The organism is Crossiella cryophila (assembly GCF_014204915.1).
Lineage (GTDB): Bacteria > Actinomycetota > Actinomycetes > Mycobacteriales > Pseudonocardiaceae > Crossiella > Crossiella cryophila.
Genome location: NZ_JACHMH010000001.1, coordinates 9,663,111 through 9,681,202, shown reverse-complemented (window position 1 = coordinate 9,681,202; position 18,092 = coordinate 9,663,111). Strand labels below are relative to the sequence as shown.

The following is an 18,092-nucleotide window of genomic DNA, read 5'->3' as shown; positions in this document are numbered from 1 at the left end:
CAGGTACGACAACGGCCAACACCCCGTACGACAACGGCCAACACTCGCGGAGGTCGCTCGAACCGCCGCCGGAGTGTTGGCCGTTGTCGTACGTCTCGTTGGTCGATCTGGGCGGGACCGACGGAAGACCGTGGAGTCCGGCGGGTTCTGGTGGCAGCATTCGGCGTATGTGGATCTCCAGGGGTCGGGATGTTCTCCGGCGTGGGTGACGGCGCCGGGGACTACGCGTGGCTGGCCGAGCTGCCGCTGGGGGCGGCGTTCGCGCTGGCCTTCGTGCGCGGGGTCGACGAGGCCGAGGTGCTGCGCCGGTTCGGGGCCGATCCGGACACGGCCAGGCCGATGACGCTGGACGCGATCGACCGGGCGCAGCAGGACGCGCTGCCCGAGTCGTTGCTGCTGGCCGCGGTGACCAAGGTGGGCGACTGGGTGCTGGTGGTGGAGCCGAACGGGTTCCAGTCCACTTTGGACGAGGTGCTCTCGGTGGTCTCCACCGGCGGCGAGGTGCTCTCGGTCTACCGCAACCTGGACGCGGTCGGGCAGATCAGCCACGCGGTGGACGGCGGTCTGCGCACCGCCTTCGACCAGCTGGTGCCGTACCTGCGCTGGGGCAGCCTGCCGGACGCGCTGCTGCCGGTGATGCTGGCGGTCGGCCTCGATCCGGATGGTGGGACCGCGCCCGATCCGGACGCGGCCGCGCTGGCGCTGGCCGAGCGGGTCACCGGGGTCCGGCTGACCCAGGAAACGCTCTCCGGAACGCTGCCGACGGTGGTGCTCTCCGCCCGCGATCCGGAGTGAGACAGAGCCGTCTACTCACCCAGACGAGTGGACTTTGGGCAAACATCGGGCACGCCCCGCTGGTGACCGGTTTCGCCCCCGGAAGCCCGGTTAGGCTGCCATCCTCCCGCCCCACGGCGGGACTTCGTCGGTTGAGACGGGCTTTCCACCCTTCGAAACGGCCAAAATCGGGCTCCCTTGACGGGGGAAACCCGATCGGGTGTCCCGCAGTACGGGAGAGATCGGTCGGAAAGCGTGTCCGGACTGCGTTTTCCAGCCCCTCAGCCGGTAACCTGCGCGCAACGGTTTGTCCCTGTAGGTGGGGCAACTAGCCAGGAGGTGTGTGCATGCGGCTCGCGGTGATCCCAGGAGATGGGATCGGCCCCGAGGTGATCGCTGAAGCGCTCAAGGTGCTCGGTGAGGTCCTTCCGACCGCGGAGATCACCCGCTTCGACCTCGGTGCGGCCCGCTGGCACGCCACGGGGGAGCTTTTGCCTGAATCCGTGCTCGGCGAGCTGCGCCAGCACGACGCGATCCTGCTGGGCGCGGTGGGCGACCCGTCGGTGCCCAGCGGCATCCTCGAACGAGGGCTGTTGCTGCGCCTGCGCTTCGAGCTTGATCACCACGTCAACCTGCGTCCGGCGCGGCTCTACCCCGGCGTGCGCAGCCCGCTGGCCGACTCGCCAGAGGTCGACATGGTCGTGGTGCGCGAGGGCACCGAGGGCCTCTACGCCGGCAACGGCGGCCTGCTGCGCAAGGACACCCCGCACGAGATCGCCACCGAGGTCAGCATCAACACGCTGTTCGGGGTCGAGCGCGTGGTGCGGGATGCCTTCGCCAGGGCCTCCAACCGGCCGCGCAAGCACCTCACCCTGGTGCACAAGACCAACGTGCTGACCTACGCGGGCCAGTTGTGGTCGCGGGTGGTCGAGGAGGTCTCGCTGCAGTACCCGGACGTCTCCGTGGCCTACCAGCACGTGGACGCCACCACGATCCACCTGGTCACCGACCCCGGCCGGTTCGACGTGATCGTCACCGACAACCTCTTCGGCGACATCATCACCGACCTGGCCGCGGCGGTCACCGGCGGCATCGGCCTGGCGGCCAGCGGCAACATGGACGTCACCCGGCGCAACCCGAGCATGTTCGAGCCGGTGCACGGCTCCGCCCCGGACATCGCGGGGCAGGGCGTGGCCGACCCGACCGCGGCGGTGCTCTCCGTCGCGCTCATGCTCGACCACCTCGGCGAGCCCGAGTCCGCCCGCCGGATCGAGGCCGCGGTGGCCTTCGACCTGGCCACCAGGGACCACACGGCGCCCGGCGCGACCTACGCGGTCGGCGACCGGCTGGCCGCGCTGGTGAGTTCCGGGCAGCGCACCGGAGCCTGATCCCACAAGTCCAAGGAGCCCCGATCGTCCGAAGTGGACGATCGGGGCTCCTTGCGTTGATGGGGTGAAGCCCCCCGTGATGACGGGCAACACGGGGGGCTTCGGGGTCGTCCGGTGGGCTGGCGGGCCGCACCGGACGACTGGCAGGCCGACTCGGGTCCTGGGGGAAACCGTCGACGGCCGGGTCTGGGGGTCAGATCGGGATGTTCTTGAACTCCGCCACCCGCGCGGTCAGCGCGATCTCGGTCGGTAGTCGTTCCATCGAGGAGGCGCCGAAGAACCCGGCCACCCCCTCGGTCCTGGCCAGCACGTACTCGGCGTCGGCCGGATCGGCGATCGGGCCGCCATGGCAGAGCACCAGGATCTCCGGGTTCACCGCCACCGCCGCGTCCCGCATGGCCTGCACCCGGGCCACCGCCTCGTCCAGGGACACCGCGGTGGCCGCCCCGATCGAGCCCTTGGTGGTCAGGCCCATGTGCGGCACCAGCACATCCGCGCCCGCCGCGGCCATCGCGGCCGCCTGGTCCGGGTCGAAGACGTACGGGGCGGTGAGCAGATCCCGTTGCGCGGCAAGGCGGATGAGTTCGACCTCCAGGTCGTAGCCCATCCCGGTCTCCTCCAGGTTGGCCCGGAACACCCCGTCGATCAGGCCGACCGTGGGGAAGTTCTGCACGCCGGCGAAACCGAGTGCGGCCAGCTGGTCCAGGAAGTGCGGCATGACCCGGAACGGATCCGTGCCGCAGACCCCGGCCAGCACCGGGGTGTGCCGCACCACCGGTAACACCTCGCCCGCCATCTCCAGCACGATCGCGTTCGCGTCGCCGTAGGGCATCAGCCCGGCCAGCGAACCGCGGCCGTTCATCCGGTACCGGCCGGAGTTGTAGATGATCAGCAGGTCCGCGCCACCGGCCTCGGCGCACTTGGCGGAGAGGCCGTTGCCCGCGCCCGCGCCAATGATCGGCCTGCCCTGTTCCACTGTGGACCGCAATCCGGCCAGGATCTCGCCACGACTCATCGTGCGGGCCCTCCCGCGAGCGCCGCGTTCCCGGTCCGGGCCCCCGCTGTGATCAACTCGTGCAACCGGTCGGCCATCGCGACGGCGAACTCCGGGTCGTTGATGTGCGCGTCGTGCTCGTGCAGCTCCACCGTGCTGCCGGCCAGCGAGGTGCGCAACACCCCGAACAGGGCGGCATCGGCCACCCGGTCGTCGAAGGGCCCGTCCGCGGCGTCGATCGCGGAGACCCCGCGCAGCGGCACGAACAACGCGGCCGGTCCGGTGGCCGCACGCAGTTTGGCCGCGATCCGCCTGCCCAGCTCCCGGTTCTCCGCCGGGGTGGTGCGCATCAGGGTCACGGTCGCGTTGTGCACGTACAGGTTCCGCTCGGCGAAGCGCTCCGGCACGGTCTCCAGCGGACCGAAGTTGACCATGTCCAGCGCGCCGAGGCTCACCACCTGCGGCAGTCCGGCCCGGCCTGCCGCGGCCAGCCGCTGCGGTCCGGCCGAGAGCACTCCGCCGACCAGGTCGTCGGCCAGTTCGGTTGTGGTCAGGTCCAGCACGCCTGCCAGCAGTCCGCTTCCGGCCAGTGCCTCCATCGACCTGCCGCCGGAGCCGGTGGCGTGGAAGACCAGCACCTCGTAGCCGAGTTCGGTCAGCCGGTCGCGGGCGGCGTCCACCGCCGGGGTGGTGACGCCGAACATGGTCGCGGCCACCACCGGCCGCTGCTCCGCGCCGCGCGGGTCGGCGTTCTGCAGTGCGTGCTCGTAGCCCTGGGACATGCCGGCGATCCCGTTGGCGGCGTTGCGCAGGATCAGCTCGGAGACCGAGTTGAGCCCGGCGATGTCCACCACGCTGTACATCATGGCCAGGTCGATGGCGTCCACGTACGGCGTGGTGTCCCCGGAGGCCATCGTGGACACCAGCAGCTTGGGCACGCCCACCGGCAGCGCCCGCATGGCCGCGCTGGCCACCGCGGACCCGCCGGAGCCGCCGAGGCCGATGATGCCGTGCAGCATGCCCTGCTGGTGCAGACAGGTGACGATCGCGGCCGCGCCGGTGGCCATCGCGGTCAGCGCCGCGCCCCGGTCCCCGGCCGCGCGCAGCTCGCCCAGCTCCACCCCTGCCGCCGCGGCGACCTCCCGGGCGCTGATGTCCGCCCTGGTCAACGGATCGCCGAGGACTCCGGTGTCCACCAGCAGCACCGCGCAGCCCGCCGCGGTGATCCGCTCGGCGAGCCAGGCGTACTCAACTCCCTTGGTGTCCAGGGTCCCGACCAGCACCACGGTCGCCAAGGCGAGCGGCTCCTTCCAGCGGAAGTCCAGCGTGAAGTAACGTCGAATGAGGTGTGCGCGACTACGGAGATGATCATTCCGATACGTTGCGGCCCATCAGATCAGAGACTGCTCCGGTCCGATCGGCCCTGAGCAGGCCAATTCCGCGGAGGTGGACTGCGGGTGTCCGCTCGACTGGGCAAATCCGCGATCAGCGTCACCCGTCTGGCTGGACTACTCCAGGGTTGGACCGAGGAAACCGGGTCCCTGCACCGACGGCTGGCACTCGCGATCCGGCAGCTCGTGGAGAGCGGGGAACTGCCAGCGGGCACCCGGCTGCCCGCCGAACGGGCGATGGCGGTCTCGCTCGCGGTGAGCCGGTCCACCGTGGTGGCCGCCTACGACGACCTGCGCAGCGAGGGCTGGCTGGCCAGCCGTCAGGGCAGCGGCACCTGGGCGCGGCGGCCCGGCATCGACTACCCGGCGCCGGAGTCCAGGGCGGGCGCGCTCGGCCTCGGCCGCAGCGGCGCGGTGCCGGCCCCGCTCACCGGCGCGCACCTGCCCAACCCGCCGGACACCGTGGACCTGTCCACCGGCGCGCTGCCCGGCCTGCCGATGGTGGCCGAGATCGCCGCCACCGTGGGCGCGGCCGACTACGCCGGTCTGCTGGACCATCACGGCTACTTCGTCGGTGGCCTGCCCGAGCTGCGGGTGGCGCTGGCCACCCAGCTGGCCGGACGTGGGGTGCCCGCGGCGGCCGAGGACGTCATCGTCACCAGCGGCTCCCAGCAAGCGGTGGACATGCTCGCCCAGGGGCTGCTGCAACCGGGCGATGAGATCGTGCTGGAGGAGCCCACTTACCGCGGCGCGCTGGAGGCGTTCCGGGCCAGGGGCGCCAAGGTGCTCTCGGTGCCGGTGCGCACCGGGCGGCGCGGTCCCGGCGGGGTGGACATCGAGGTGCTGGAGCGGCTGCTGGAGTCCCGCCGCCCGAAGCTGCTCTATCTACTGCCCACCGCGCACAACCCGACCGGCGCCACCCTCGGCCTGGCCGACCGGCTGCGGGTGGTGCGCGCGGCCGCGGCCACCGGGGTGGCCGTGGTGGACGACGGGTCCACTGTGGACACCTCGCTGAGCTGGCCGCCGCCCGCGCCGCTGGCCGCGGTGGCCGCCGAGCACGGCGTGCCCGCCACCGTGTTCTCCGTGGGCTCACTGTCCAAACTGTTCTGGGGCGGGCTGCGGGTCGGCTGGGTGCACGGGCCGCCGGATCTGATCACGCGGCTGAGCCGGGTGAAGAACGCCGCCGATCTGGGCAGTTCGGTGCCCAGTCAGCTGCTCGGGCTGAAGTTGTTGCCGCACAGCGATCACGCCCGGCGGCTGCGGATGGGCCAGCTCTCCGCCGGGCTGACCGCGGCCGAGCAGGCCGCGCACGAGCACCTGCCCGGCTGGGAGTTCGCCCGGCCGCTGGGCGGGGCGGCGCTGTGGCTGCGCGCACCCGGCCGGGACTCGGTGGCGCTGGCCGCGCGGGCGCGCAAGCACGGGGTGCTGGTGGTGCCGGGGCCCGCCTATTCCGCGGCCGAGGGCCTGCGCGAGTGGCTGCGGGTCGGTTACTCGGTGTCGCCGGAGCGGGTCAGGGAGGGAATCCGCAGGCTGGCCGCGGCCGACGACTGACCAGGGCCTGCCGTCGCGTTGTCCCGCGATCTGGGAGCACCCGTCCGTGTGCTGGATATTCGGTGCGGGTGTGTGGCAGCATCCTTGGCGTGACTTCACGTTTCGTGATCATTATTGACGAGCGCGTCGGGTAGTGCCTCTCCAGCACCCGGCGCGCAGACCTCTCGCATTCGCGGGGGGTCTTTTTGTTTGGCCTTCCGACTGTCGAAACCCGTAGTGCCTCCCGCCACATGGAGCCTCCCGTGACCCGCACCAGCCCGGCCGAGACCCCGCTCGGTGACAGCTTCCACGTCTACGACACGACCCTGCGGGACGGCGCGCAGCGCGAGGGCATCACCTACTCGGCCACCGACAAGCTCGCGGTGGCCCGGTTGCTGGACTCGGTCGGGGTGGGCTTCATCGAGGGTGGCTGGCCGGGCGCGCTGCCCAAGGACACCGAGTTCTTCGCCAGGGCGGCGGCCGGTGAGCTGCAGCTGCGGCACGCCGCGCTGGTCGCCTTCGGCGCCACCAGGCGGCCGGGCGCGAAGGCGGAGACCGATCCGCAGGTGCGCGCGCTGCTGGACTCGCAGGCGCCGGTGATCACGCTGGTGGCCAAGTCCGACCGGCGGCACATCGAACGCGCGCTGCGCACCAGCGTGGAGGAGGCGGCCGCGATGGTCGCCGACACGGTGTCCTTCCTCACCGGGCAGGGCCGCCGGGTGTTCCTGGACGCCGAGCACTTCTTCGACGGCTACGCCCACGACCCGGACTGCGCGCTGCGCGTGCTCAGCGCCGGGGTGGAGGCGGGCGCGGACGTCGTGGTGTTGTGTGACACCAACGGCGGCCAGCTCCCGCTGGGCATCGCCAAGACCGTCGCCGAGGTGGTGGAGCGGACCGGTTTCCGGGTCGGCATCCACTGCCAGGACGACACCGCCTGCGCCGTGGGCAACAGCGTGGCCGCCGTACAGGCCGGCGCCACCCACGTGCAGTGCACCGCGAACGGCTACGGCGAACGGGCAGGCAACGCCGACCTGTTCGCCGTGGTGGCAAACCTGGTGACCAAGCTGGACATGCCGGTGCTACCCACCGCTGCGCTGTCCGAGCTGACTCGCGTTTCCCATGCCCTGGCCGAGATCGCCAACATCGCACCCGACGCCCACCAGGCGTATGTCGGGACAGCGGCTTTCGCTCACAAGGCGGGTCTGCACGCGAGCGCGATCAAGGTGGACCCGGATCTGTACAACCACATCGATCCGGCCACCGTCGGCAACGGCATGCGAGTCCTGGTCACCGAGATGGCCGGCCGGGCCAGTATCGAGCTCAAGGGAAAAGAGCTTGGACTGGACCTGGCCGGCCAGGGGGAAGCGGTCACCCGCACCGTGCGCAAGGTCAAGGAACTGGAGGCCCGCGGCTGGTCCTTCGAGGCGGCCGACGCCTCGCTGGAACTGCTGCTGCGCGGCGAGATGTCCACTCCGGACGGTCCACAGGAGACGGTCTCGCCGCCGTTCGTCCTTGACTCCTACCGGGTTGTGCTCGACCACCGCCCGGACGGCGTGGTGATCTCCGAGGCCACGGTCAAGGTGCACGTCGGCGGCGAACGCGTGATCGCCACCGCCGAGGGCAACGGCCCGGTGCACGCCCTGGACGCCGCGTTGCGCAAGGCCCTGCTGCCGCACCTGCCCTGGCTGGCCTCGGTGCAACTCATCGACTACAAGGTGCGCATCCTCACCGAACAACACGGCACCGACGCGGTGACCAGGGTGCTGGTGGAGTCCTCCGACGGCCAGGCCGAGTGGACCACGGTGGGTGTGCACGGCAACATCGTCGAGGCGAGCTGGCTGGCGCTGTGCGACGCGCTGGCACACAAGGCGATGCGGGTGGAGACGCTCACCACACACTGATGGCCTAGCGTTCTGCCTCAAAGGGAGAAGTCGAATCCCGTTGCAGGACAACGACTTCTCCCTTTGCTTAGCATTCGGCGGCGGCCCAGCGGGGCTGTCGCCGAGCTAGGGGAGAGCAAGAATGCGGATCGCACGGATCGTGCCGGTGCTGGCGCTGGTGGTGGGCGCGGCGCTCAGTGGGGCCACCGCGCAGGCGGCACCCGCGGCGCCGGAACGACTGGCCAGCCCGGTCGCACCGGCCGTCGCGGCTGGGCCCGGCACCAAGGACGCCTGGTACTCCACGACCAACGGCAAGCTGACCTATGTGAACGGGAACGGGGAGAACAGCGAGTGCTCGGCCTCCTCGGTCAACAGCCCGAGCGGCCGGGTCGTGGTGACCGCGGGGCACTGCGTGTACCGGGCCTCCACCGGCGGTGTGTCCACGAACTTCACCTACCACCCCGGGTACCACATGGGTGTGCGACTGCCCGCCTTCACCGTGGCCTATGCCGAGGCGGCGCCGCAGTGGCTGCAGGGTGACTACCGGCACGACTACGCGTTCCTGGTGACGAACGACCTGCCGGACGGCAGGCGGCTGGTGGATGTGGCCGGTGCGCACGGACTGATCATCAACAGCGCCTACCGCCAGCAGGTGCACGTCGCCGGCTACCCGTACCGGATGGAGAACGGCGAGGCCCAGTGGTACTGCTGGGGCACCGCGGGCCGGGAGGCCGGCACCAACCGGCACACGATGGGCTGCGACGGCAACGACGGCGCCAGCGGCGGTCCCTGGCTGCGCAACTACAAGCCCAACGGGCTCGGCGACGTGATCAGCGTGACCAGCACCAACCCGAACAAGATCAACCACGCGCCGTACTTCGGCCCAGAGGCCAAGGCCCTGTACCTGTCGGTCGCCAACCGCTGAGGGGGAGACATGCGTTTGCTTCGAGCTGCCCTGGGCGCGGCCCTGGTGCTGAGCGCGACCCTGGCCGGCGGTGCGTCCGCCGCGCCCGCGGCGAGCGTGGAAATGGCCGTGCACGAGGTGGGCGGGGGTTCCTCGACCATGCGGGTGCCGCTGGCGACACTGTCCGCGCTGTCCGAGAAGGTGCCACCGGCCGCGCCGCGGAAGGCCGCATCGGCCGCCGGGATCTACTCCCTGACCAACGGCAAGACCGCCGCCTGGACCGGTGACGGCAAGATCCAGGGGTGCTCGGCCTCGGTGGTCAACACCCCGAGCAGGCGGGTGCTGGTCACCGCGGCGCACTGCCTGTACCACCACGGAATGGCCCGGCCCTGGATCCAGACGATGCGGTTCGTGCCCGGCCTGGAGCCCGACGCCAACGAGGATCCGTTCGAGCCGATCGGCGGCTTCGAGGCCGCCCGGTTCGTGGTGCCCAAGAGCTGGACGCTGGTCCAGGACCGCAAGTGGGACTTCGGTTTCGTGATCATGAAGGACCGGCCCAACGGCGACCGGGTCGGCGACCTGGTCAGTTCGCACGGTCTGTGGTTCAACGCCCCGCACAGCCAGCAGACCCAGGTCGTCGGTTACCCGATCACCGTGGAACGCGGTTTCCGGCAGGTGTTCTGCGGCGGGATCCCTGGCCGGATCGCGGTGGACGACGCGCACATCATGCGCTGCGGCCTGGGCGGTGAAGCCAGCGGCGGCCCGTGGTTGTACGACTACGACGCGAACGGGCTGGGCCTGGTGATGGGGGTCACCAGCGAACACCACTCCGGCGGCGACAACACCGCGGCCTATTTCGGTGACCTCGCCCGCAGCATCTACGACCAGGTCAAGGATCTGTAGGCACCGGAAGAGCGTGCCGCACAGTCCACACAGGATTGTGCGGTGCGCTCGCTTTCCGGCCCCCGGTTGGTCGACACTGTCCGGATGACGGAGGGCGCGCGCATCCTGGTCGTCGACGACGAGCACTACCTGGCCGACCTGGCCGCCAACGCGTTGCGCCGGGCCGGGTTCCAGGCCGAGGTGGCCGGGACCGGTGGGGCGGCGCTGGCCGTGGGGCTGAGCAGGCGGCCCGACCTGCTCGTGCTGGACCTGCGGCTGGCCAAGGGGCCTGGGGGTTCGCTGGCTGATCAACTGCGCCGGTTCGGCTGCTCGATCCCGGTGCTGTTCCTGCTCGGCCGGGACGCCACCCAGCAGGACAAGATCACCGGATTGTCCGTGCCCGGTGCCGACTACCTGGGCAAACCGTTCAGCCTTGGTGAGTTGGTGGCCCGCTGCCGGGCGGCGTTGCGGCGCAGTACCGGGGCCGGGTCGCCGCTGCTGAGCTGTGCGGGGCTGCGGCTGGACGAGGACGCGCACCTGGTGCTGCGGGACGAGACCAGGGTGGATCTGAGTCCGACCGAGTTCCGGCTGCTGCGGCACCTGCTGACGCACCAGAACCGGGTGCTGACCAAGCAGCACATCCTGGACCACGTGTGGGAGTACGACTACGCGGGCGAGGACTCGGTGGTGCCGACCTACATCAGCTACCTCCGCCGCAAGGTCGACGCCCGGCGCGAGCCGATGATCCACACCATCCCGCGCACCGGCTACGTGCTACGTCCCCCGACGCCGCCTGCCGGGCCGTCGTAGGGTGATCCGGTGCGTATCGCTCGTGTAGCCCACCCCGAGGGCATGGCCTTCGCCGCGATCGAGGGCGACCTCGACGGCCCGGCCGATCAGCTGACCGTGGCCGAGATCGCCGAACACCCCTTCGGCCAGGTCCAGTTCACCGGCAGGCGCTGGCCGCTGGCCGACGTCCGCCTGCTGGCGCCGATGCTGCCCAGCAAGGTCGTCTGCGTCGGCCGCAACTACGCCGACCACGCCAAGGAGATGGGTGGCGAGGCCCCGGCCAGCCCGATCATCTTCCTCAAGCCCTCCACCACGGTGATCGGCCCGAACGTGGCGATCAAGCTCCCGGCCAGTTCCGAGCGGGTGGACTTCGAGGGCGAGCTGGCCGTGGTCATCGGCCGCCCGTGCAAGGACGTCCCGGCGGCCAAGGCCAGGGAGGTCATCCTGGGCTACACCATCGCCAACGACGTCACCGCGCGCGACCAGCAGAAGGCCGACGGCGGCTTCGGCAGGGCCAAGACCTACGACACCTTCTGCCCGCTGGGCCCGTGGGTGGAGACCGTGCTGGACGCGGCCGACGTGGAGATCAAGACCGAGCTGGACGGCGAGGTCAAGCAGGACGGCCACACCGCGCAGATGGTGCACGACATCCCGGCGCTGATCGAGTTCATCTCGCACATCATGACCCTGCTGCCCGGCGACGTGATCCTCACCGGCACCCCGGCAGGCGTGGGCCCGATGCGACCGGGCCAGACCGTCGCGGTCTCGATCGAGGGCCTCGGCACCCTGACCAACCCGATCGCCGCGAGGTAACCCCCCACAACGGCCAACACGGCGTACAAAAACGGCCAACACTGCGTACGACATCGGCCAACACTCGGGGCGGGGTTTTCGCTCTTGGAGTGTTGGCCGGTTTCGTACGGTGTGTTGGCCGTTATGGGCGGTGTGTTGGCCGTTTTTGGACGTCTGGGTGGGCGTTGTGGGGCGGGTTAGGGGTGGGGGTGGGGTGGCGGCGGGCGAAGGTGGGGGCGTGTTCGGGGCGGGGGCCGATGCCGACCACGTAGGCCGGGATGCGCTGGAGGATCGGGAAGCGTTGCATCAGCGCGATGGGTTTGGGCATGCCGGCGCTGGGGTTGATCTGGCTGCTGAGAGTGCGGCTGAGCAGGCGTTTGTGCACGAAGCGCTGCAGGCTCTGGAGTACGACCGTTGGCAGCCAGCGGCGGCGGCGCACCCTGGCCAGGTCGGCGGGGCGGACCCGGCCGCGGCGTAGTGGCGTGGCGAGCAGGCGGGCGGTGGCCACCGCGTCCTGCACGGCCAGGTTGATGCCCACCCCGAACACCGGTGACATGGCGTGCGCGGCGTCGCCGATGCACAGCAGGCCGTCGGTGTGCCAGCGGTGCAACCGGTTCAGCCGGACGTCGAGCAGCTTCACCTCCTCCAGTGACTCCACCGTGTGCATCCGGTCGGCCAGCCAGGGGATCAGCGCGCTGATCCGCTCCCGGAAGGCCTGCACCCCCTCGGTGCGCACCTGGGCGTCCGAGCCCTTGCGGATCAGGTAGGCGGTCTGGAAGTACTCGCCCCGGTCGATCAGCACCGCGGCGTGGCCCGCGGTGAACCGGCCGATGCCGCCTGCCGGGTCCCCGTCCTGCCGGGGCAGCCGGAACCACCACACGTCCATCGGCACGCCGAACTCCCTGGTCGGCAGCCCGGCCGCGGCGCGCGCGATCGAGTTGCGGCCGTCGCAGGCCACGGTCAGCCCGGCCCGCAGCTCACCGCTGATCCCGGTCTCCCGGTCGCGGTGGCGCACGCCGACGACCTTGCCGTTCTCCCTGATCAGCCCGGTGACCTCGGTGTTCATCCGCAGCTCGAACCCGGGTTCACGCCTGCTCGCCGCGGCGAGCAGGTCCAGGAAGTCCCACTGCGGCACCAGCGCGATGTGCTTGTGCCCGCCGGGCAGGTGGCGCAGGTCGCCGATGGGCACGATGCCGTCCGCCAGCTGCACCCGCAGCCGGTCCACCCGCCGCTGCGGCACCTTGGCGAACTCCTCGCCCAGCCCCAGCTCGTCCAGCAGGGTCAGCGTGGACGGGTGCACGGTGTCGCCGCGGAAGTCCCGCAGGAAGTCCCCGTGCTTCTCCAGCACCGTCACCCGCACCCCGGCGCGGGCCAGCAGCAGGCCCAGCACCATCCCGGCCGGTCCGCCGCCGATCACGACGCACCCCGTGGCGCCCTGGTCAGTCATGGTGATCATCCCCTTTTCAACGCTTGTTGAATAAGGTCAGGATCCTCTGGGGCAACCGGTTCGTCAACCACCGATCGGATGAGTAACCTCTCCGCCGTGAATGAGGTCCGCGTGCGCTTCTGTCCTTCCCCCACCGGCACCCCGCACGTGGGGTTGATCCGCACCGCGCTGTTCAACTGGGCCTACGCCCGCAACCAGGGCGGCAAGCTGGTCTTCCGCATCGAGGACACCGACGCCGCGCGGGACTCCGAGGAGTCCTACGAGGCCCTGCTGGACGGGCTGCGCTGGCTCGGCCTCGACTGGGACGAGGGCCCCGAGGTCGGCGGCCCGCACGCGCCGTACCGGCAGAGCCAGCGCCGGGAGATCTACCGCGAGGTGATCGCCAAGCTGGTGGCCGCCGGCGAGCTGTACGAGTCCTTCTCCAGCACCGAGGAGGTCGAGGCGCGGCACCGCGCGGCCGGTCGCGATCCCAAGCTGGGCTACGACAACTTCGACCGCGACCTCACCGAGGAGCAGAAGGCCGCCTTCCGCGCCGAGGGTCGCGAGCCCGTGCTGCGGCTGCCGATGCCGAACGAGGACATCACCTTCACCGACCTGGTGCGCGGCGAGATCACCTTCCCGGCGGGCTCGATCCCGGACCAGGTGCTGGTGCGCGCCAACGGCGACCCGCTCTACACCCTGGTGAACCCGGTCGACGACGCGCTGATGCGGATCACCCACGTGCTCCGCGGCGAGGACCTGCTGCCGTCGACCCCCCGGCAGATCGCGTTGTACGCGGCGCTGCGGCGGATCGGGGTGGCGGAGTACACGCCGCGGTTCGGGCACCTGCCCTTCGTCATGGGCGAGGGCAACAAGAAGCTGTCCAAGCGGGACCCGTCCTCGAACCTGTTCCACCACCGGGACCGGGGTTTCCTGCCAGAGGGCCTGCTGAACTACCTCGCGCTGCTCGGCTGGTCCATCGCCGAGGACCGGGACGTCTTCACCATGGCCGAGATGATCGAGGCATTCGACATCGGCAAGGTCTCGGCCAACCCGGCCCGGTTCGACCTGAAGAAGGCCGAGGCGATCAACGGCAGCCACATGCGGCTGCTCGCGCCGGCGGACTTCCGGGAGCGGCTGGTGCCGTATCTGGTGCAGGCTGGCGTGCTGCCCGCGGAGCCGACGGCTGAGCAGCTGGAGCTGCTGGCGGGGGCGGCGCCGCTGGTGCAGGAGCGGGTCGGGCTGCTGGCCGAGGCGGCCGGGATGCTCGCGTTCCTGTTCGCTGAGGAATCTGAGTTCGAGGTTGAGCCGGAGTCCGCGGCGAAGGCTCTGGGGGCGGACGCTGAGCCGGTTCTCCGGGCTTCGGTGGAGGCGTTGACGGGTCTGGCGGAGTGGAAGACCGAGGCGATCGAGGCGGCGTTGAAGGCCGCGCTGATCGACGGACTGGGGCTGAAGCCGCGGAAGGCGTTCGCGCCGGTGCGGGTCGCGGTGAGCGGTCGCACTGTGTCACCGCCGCTGTACGAGTCCCTCGAACTGCTGGGCCGGGACCGCTCGCTCGGGCGGTTGAACCGGGCGCTGGAGGCGGTCCCCACCGCCTCCTGATTACTCAGGATTACCACTTGACCGTGCCAGCCGGGCAAATGTCACCTCTTTAGCAGTCTCGAACACGGCTGGTACGCGTCTAACCTCACCGGGTGACATCCGCGTTAGCGTTCTCCGCTGCCCCGCAGAAGGTCGGCCAAATCCGAGCAGTGTGCTTCGACATCGACGACACACTGGTCGACTATGCGACTTCGGCCCGGCTCGGTTTGGCCGCGTTACTCGGTCACGACAACGGGTGGTCAGCCTGGGAACGCGCAACGGAATGTCAGTTGGCCCGCCTCATTGCCGGCGAGATCGACTACGACACCATGCGCAAGGAGCGCTCGCGCACCTTCTTCGCCGATCTCGGTGAGTTCATCTCCGACTCAGAGGCAATTGCCCGCGAGGAACGCCGGGTGGCCGCCATGCGCCGCGCCTGGCGGCTCTTCGACGACGCCGGGCCGTGTCTGGAGTGGTTGCGCGGGGCCGGGCTGCGGATGGCCGCGATCACGAATGCCAGCGGGGCGCTCCAACGGGTGAAGCTGGCGGACTGCGGGCTGGCCGAGTACTTCGAGGAAGTCGTCATCGCGGGCGAGCTGGGGGTCGCGAAGCCGGACGAGGTGATCTTCCACACGACCTGCGCCGCACTTGGGATCGCTCCAGAGCAAGCGGTGCATGTGGGGGACCGGTTGGACTTGGATGCGGTCGGCGCCCGGGATGCGGGGATGTACGGGGTGTGGCTCGACCGGAGCGGGGATGGGGTTGTCGATCTTCCGGCACGGGTGTCGGTGATCGGGTCCCTGGAACAGCTTCCGGAGCTGTTGGTGTGCGAGCTGGCGGAGGCCCCGCTGCGAGTGCGTTGAGCTGGGCAGAAGGGGTTCCCGGGGGGTCGATTAGGTATTCGCTGGGATCGTGGTCTAGTATTCATCTCAGCACGGCGGACAGCGACAGAGACTCCGGAACGGAGCCCCTGGGGTTGGCCATCGCGCGATGGGGTATGGTGTAATTGGCAGCACAACGGATTCTGATTCCGTTAGTCTAGGTTCGAGTCCTGGTACCCCAGCAGGAGGAAGCCTAGTAATAGGAATCCTCTAGCTAGGCCCCGTCGTCTAGCGGCCTAGGACGCCGCCCTCTCAAGGCGGTAGCGCGGGTTCAAATCCCGTCGGGGCTACATCGGTGGGAGCGGCCTGATCCGGAAGAACTGGATCAGGCCGCTTTCGCATTTTATCCCGGGGGCTCGAGCCCCCGGACCCCCACGGTGCGGTGGGTTGCGGAACCAGCGGGGTTCTATTGATTTCCATCATTGTTTTGGCCTAGCCCTTCGGGCTGGCCTGTTGCTCATTGTTTTGGGTCCTCTTGTGGGGCTTCTTGGGGATGGTCGCTCATGGGCTCTCGGCCTGGCGGCCGAGTCGTGGGGCTGATGCTGGTTTGCAACCGGGGCGTGATGTGGGTCACGGACAAGAGTGGCCCCAGCTGCTAGGGCAGCTGGGGCCGAGGGGCTGTGCGTGTGTTGGCCGTTGTGGACGCCTTGTTGGCCGTTGTGGGGCGTTCGGGGTGTCCGGAGGGTCTCTGGGCTAGAGGCGGGACTGTAGGGCTTCTGCGGCGGCTAGGAGGTCTGCGGCCCAGCGGGCGCCTGGGCGGCGGCCGATTCTGTCTACTGGGCCTGAGACTGAGACTGCGGCTACTACCTGGCCGGTGCTGTCTCTTACGGGGGCGCTGACGCTGGCTACGCCTGGTTCGCGTTCTGCGACGCTTTGGGCCCAGCCTCGGCGTCTTACGTCCAGGAGGGTTCGCTCGCCGTAGACGGCGTCGGCCAGGACTGCGCGTTGGGTGGTTGGGTCGGACCAGGCGGCCAGGACTTTGGCTCCGCTGCCGGCTGTCATGGGGAGGCGGGAGCCGATGGGGACGGTGTCCCTTAGGCCTGCGGGGGGTTCTGCTGAGGCGACGCAGACTCTTTGGGTTCCGTCTCGGCGGTAGAGCTGGACGCTTTCGCCGGTGATGTCCCGGAGTCTGGGGAGGACGGCTGAGGCGGCGTCGAGGAGGGGATCCGTTACGCCGCCTGCCAGTTCGGCCAGGGCGGTGCCTGGGCGCCAGCGGCCGTCGGGGCCTCGCTGGAGGAGGCGATGGACTTCAAGGCCTACTGCGAGGCGGTGTGCCGTTGCCCTTGGCAGGCCTGTTCTTTGGCACAGCTCGGCCAGGCCGCAGGGGTCTGTTGCCACCGCGTGCAGCACTGCCACTGCCTTGTCGAGTACTCCGATGCCGCTATGCTGTCCCACGAGCCGATACTAACTTCCCGGTATTTGGGAAGTCCAGCGTTGTTTTCTTACCTCGAGCGGAGGAGCGATGGGACGCACGCTCGCGGAGAAGGTGTGGGACGCGCATGTTGTGCGTCGGGGCAGTGGGGCTGAGCCCGATCTGCTGTACATCGATCTCCACCTGGTGCATGAAGTGACCAGTCCGCAGGCGTTTGACGGCCTGCGGTTGGCGGGGAGACCGGTTCGGCGGCCGGATCTCACGATCGCCACCGAGGACCACAACGTGCCGACTGTGGACATCGACAAGCCGATCGCGGATCTGGTGTCGCGGACGCAGGTGGACACGCTTCGGAAGAACTGTCAGGAGTTCGGGGTCCGGCTCCACCCCATGGGGGATCTGGAGCAGGGCATCGTGCACGTGGTCGGGCCGCAGTTGGGGCTGACCCAGCCTGGGATGACTGTTGTCTGTGGGGACAGCCACACGTCGACGCACGGTGCCTTTGGGGCGTTGGCGTTCGGGATTGGGACGTCTGAGGTCGAGCATGTGCTCGCCACCCAGACGTTGCCGTTGCGGCCGTTCAAGACGATGGCCATCACGGTCGAGGGCGAGCTGGCCGAGGGGGTCACGGCCAAGGACCTGATCCTGGCGGTGATCGCGCGGATCGGTACCGGTGGGGGGCAGGGGTATGTCCTGGAGTACCGGGGCAGTGCCATCACCACGCTGTCCATGGAAGCCCGCATGACGGTGTGCAACATGTCGATCGAGGCGGGCGCGCGGGCGGGGATGATCGCGCCGGACGAGACCACGTTCGAGTACCTCGAGGGGCGGCCGCATGCCGCCGAGGGCGCGGACTGGGACACCGCGGTGGAGTACTGGAAGTCGTTGCGGACCGATGACGACGCGGTCTTCGACGAGGAGATCGTGCTTGACGCGGCGGAGTTGGCGCCGTTCGTGACCTGGGGGACGAACCCGGGGCAGGGGCTGCCGCTTTCGGCTTCTGTGCCGGATCCCGAGCTGATCGTGGATGAGGTCGAACGGACTACTGCGGAGAAGGCGTTGGCCTACATGGGGCTGACCGCCGGGCAGCCGCTGAAGGAGATCGGGGTGGACACCGTCTTCCTCGGCTCCTGTACCAACGGACGCATCGAGGACCTGCGCGCCGCCGCCGCCGTGCTCAAGGGGCGCAAGGTGGCCGAGGGCGTGCGGATGCTGGTGGTGCCGGGGTCGATGCGGGTGCGCGCGCAGGCCGAGGCCGAGGGGCTGCACACGGTTTTCAGCGCGGCGGGCGCGGAGTGGCGGCAGGCCGGGTGCTCGATGTGCCTTGGCATGAACCCGGATCAGCTCAAGCCGGGGGAGCGGTCGGCCTCGACCTCCAACCGGAACTTCGAGGGGCGGCAGGGCAAGGGCGGCCGGACGCACCTGGTGTCCCCGTTGGTGGCCGCGGCCACGGCCGTAACCGGACACCTGTCCTCGCCCGCGGATCTGGCCGGAGAGGGGTTCTGAGA

15 protein-coding genes and 2 tRNA genes are annotated in these 18,092 nt (G+C 69.9%); 13 read left to right on the top strand and 4 right to left on the bottom strand.

Going from position 1 to position 18,092, the window contains the following annotated elements:
• Positions 1-189: 189 nt before the first annotated feature.
• Positions 190-795, top strand: a complete 606-nt coding sequence (locus HNR67_RS41580; protein ID WP_185009239.1) for a DUF6461 domain-containing protein — start codon at positions 190-192, stop codon at positions 793-795.
• A gap of 326 nt (positions 796-1,121) precedes the next feature.
• Positions 1,122-2,162, top strand: coding sequence for a 3-isopropylmalate dehydrogenase (locus HNR67_RS41575; RefSeq protein WP_185009237.1), 1,041 nt, complete (start codon positions 1,122-1,124; stop codon positions 2,160-2,162).
• Positions 2,163-2,355: 193 nt separating this feature from the next.
• Here HNR67_RS41575 and HNR67_RS41570 read toward each other — a convergent pair whose 3' ends face one another.
• Positions 2,356-3,177, bottom strand: a complete 822-nt coding sequence (locus HNR67_RS41570) for a phosphoenolpyruvate hydrolase family protein (RefSeq protein WP_185009235.1) — start codon at positions 3,175-3,177, stop codon at positions 2,356-2,358.
• Complete coding sequence (locus HNR67_RS41565) at positions 3,174-4,451, bottom strand: Tm-1-like ATP-binding domain-containing protein (RefSeq protein WP_185009233.1); 1,278 nt, start codon at positions 4,449-4,451, stop codon at positions 3,174-3,176. Before HNR67_RS41565 ends, HNR67_RS41570 begins: the two co-directional genes overlap by 4 nt.
• Positions 4,452-4,613: 162 nt before the next feature.
• Between HNR67_RS41565 and HNR67_RS41560 the strand changes: the two genes are divergently transcribed.
• From HNR67_RS41560 to HNR67_RS41535, 6 genes are all read left to right on the top strand, one after another.
• Complete coding sequence (locus HNR67_RS41560) at positions 4,614-6,098, top strand: aminotransferase-like domain-containing protein (protein ID WP_185009231.1); 1,485 nt, start codon at positions 4,614-4,616, stop codon at positions 6,096-6,098.
• A 242-nt stretch (positions 6,099-6,340) separates the two neighbouring features.
• Positions 6,341-7,978 carry a citramalate synthase gene (gene cimA, locus HNR67_RS41555; protein ID WP_185009229.1) on the top strand — a complete coding sequence of 546 codons (1,638 nt, stop codon included), beginning with the start codon at positions 6,341-6,343 and terminating at the stop codon, positions 7,976-7,978.
• A 121-nt stretch (positions 7,979-8,099) separates the two neighbouring features.
• The gene (locus tag HNR67_RS41550) at positions 8,100-8,882 is read left to right on the top strand and encodes a trypsin-like serine peptidase (protein ID WP_185009227.1); all 783 of its coding nucleotides are present in this window, start codon (positions 8,100-8,102) and stop codon (positions 8,880-8,882) included.
• Between the two features lie 9 nt (positions 8,883-8,891).
• Positions 8,892-9,764: a trypsin-like serine peptidase gene (locus HNR67_RS41545; RefSeq protein ID WP_185009225.1), complete on the top strand. Its 873-nt coding sequence runs from the start codon at positions 8,892-8,894 to the stop codon at positions 9,762-9,764.
• Positions 9,765-9,848: 84 nt separating this feature from the next.
• Positions 9,849-10,553 (top strand): response regulator transcription factor, encoded by a 705-nt coding sequence (locus HNR67_RS41540; protein WP_185009223.1) that lies wholly within the window; start codon positions 9,849-9,851, stop codon positions 10,551-10,553.
• A gap of 9 nt (positions 10,554-10,562) precedes the next feature.
• Positions 10,563-11,345: a fumarylacetoacetate hydrolase family protein gene (locus HNR67_RS41535; protein ID WP_185009221.1), complete on the top strand. Its 783-nt coding sequence runs from the start codon at positions 10,563-10,565 to the stop codon at positions 11,343-11,345.
• 121 nt (positions 11,346-11,466) lie between these two features.
• Here HNR67_RS41535 and HNR67_RS41530 read toward each other — a convergent pair whose 3' ends face one another.
• Positions 11,467-12,780, bottom strand: coding sequence for an FAD-dependent oxidoreductase (locus tag HNR67_RS41530; protein WP_185009219.1), 1,314 nt, complete (start codon positions 12,778-12,780; stop codon positions 11,467-11,469).
• A 69-nt stretch (positions 12,781-12,849) separates the two neighbouring features.
• On the opposite strand from HNR67_RS41530, the gene gltX reads away from it, so the two are divergent.
• The 4 genes from gltX (at position 12,850) to HNR67_RS41510 (ending at position 15,502) form a co-directional block, all read left to right on the top strand.
• Positions 12,850-14,352, top strand: coding sequence for a glutamate--tRNA ligase (gene gltX / locus HNR67_RS41525; RefSeq protein WP_185009217.1), 1,503 nt, complete (start codon positions 12,850-12,852; stop codon positions 14,350-14,352).
• 92 nt (positions 14,353-14,444) lie between these two features.
• Complete coding sequence (locus tag HNR67_RS41520) at positions 14,445-15,194, top strand: HAD family hydrolase (RefSeq protein WP_312989307.1); 750 nt, start codon at positions 14,445-14,447, stop codon at positions 15,192-15,194.
• A 128-nt stretch (positions 15,195-15,322) separates the two neighbouring features.
• Positions 15,323-15,394: transfer RNA gene (locus HNR67_RS41515), tRNA-Gln, on the top strand.
• A gap of 35 nt (positions 15,395-15,429) precedes the next feature.
• Positions 15,430-15,502, top strand: a tRNA-Glu gene (locus tag HNR67_RS41510).
• A 403-nt stretch (positions 15,503-15,905) separates the two neighbouring features.
• On the opposite strand, the gene HNR67_RS41505 is transcribed toward HNR67_RS41510, so the two are convergent.
• A complete protein-coding gene (locus tag HNR67_RS41505; protein WP_185009215.1) occupies positions 15,906-16,607 on the bottom strand; it encodes an IclR family transcriptional regulator in 702 nt (233 codons plus the stop codon).
• Between the two features lie 67 nt (positions 16,608-16,674).
• Here HNR67_RS41505 and leuC point away from each other — a divergent pair, with 67 nt between their 5' ends.
• On the top strand, positions 16,675-18,090 hold the full coding sequence (gene leuC, locus HNR67_RS41500) for a 3-isopropylmalate dehydratase large subunit (protein WP_185009213.1): 1,416 nt from the start codon (positions 16,675-16,677) through the stop codon (positions 18,088-18,090).
• The last annotated feature ends 2 nt before the right edge of the window (positions 18,091-18,092 follow it).

Excerpts from the sequence above, each read along its gene's own strand:
- HNR67_RS41580 (WP_185009239.1), top strand. The coding sequence starts at position 190 with ATGTTCTCCGGCGTGGGTGACGGCGCCGGGGACTACGCGTGGCTGGCC.
- HNR67_RS41575 (WP_185009237.1), top strand. The coding sequence starts at position 1,122 with ATGCGGCTCGCGGTGATCCCAGGAGATGGGATCGGCCCCGAGGTGATC.
- HNR67_RS41570 (WP_185009235.1), bottom strand. The coding sequence starts at position 3,177 with ATGAGTCGTGGCGAGATCCTGGCCGGATTGCGGTCCACAGTGGAACAG.
- HNR67_RS41550 (WP_185009227.1), top strand. The coding sequence starts at position 8,100 with ATGCGGATCGCACGGATCGTGCCGGTGCTGGCGCTGGTGGTGGGCGCG.
- HNR67_RS41545 (WP_185009225.1), top strand. The coding sequence starts at position 8,892 with ATGCGTTTGCTTCGAGCTGCCCTGGGCGCGGCCCTGGTGCTGAGCGCG.
- HNR67_RS41540 (WP_185009223.1), top strand. The coding sequence starts at position 9,849 with ATGACGGAGGGCGCGCGCATCCTGGTCGTCGACGACGAGCACTACCTG.
- HNR67_RS41530 (WP_185009219.1), bottom strand. The coding sequence starts at position 12,780 with ATGATCACCATGACTGACCAGGGCGCCACGGGGTGCGTCGTGATCGGC.
- gltX (WP_185009217.1), top strand. The coding sequence starts at position 12,850 with ATGAGTAACCTCTCCGCCGTGAATGAGGTCCGCGTGCGCTTCTGTCCT.
- leuC (WP_185009213.1), top strand. The coding sequence starts at position 16,675 with ATGGGACGCACGCTCGCGGAGAAGGTGTGGGACGCGCATGTTGTGCGT.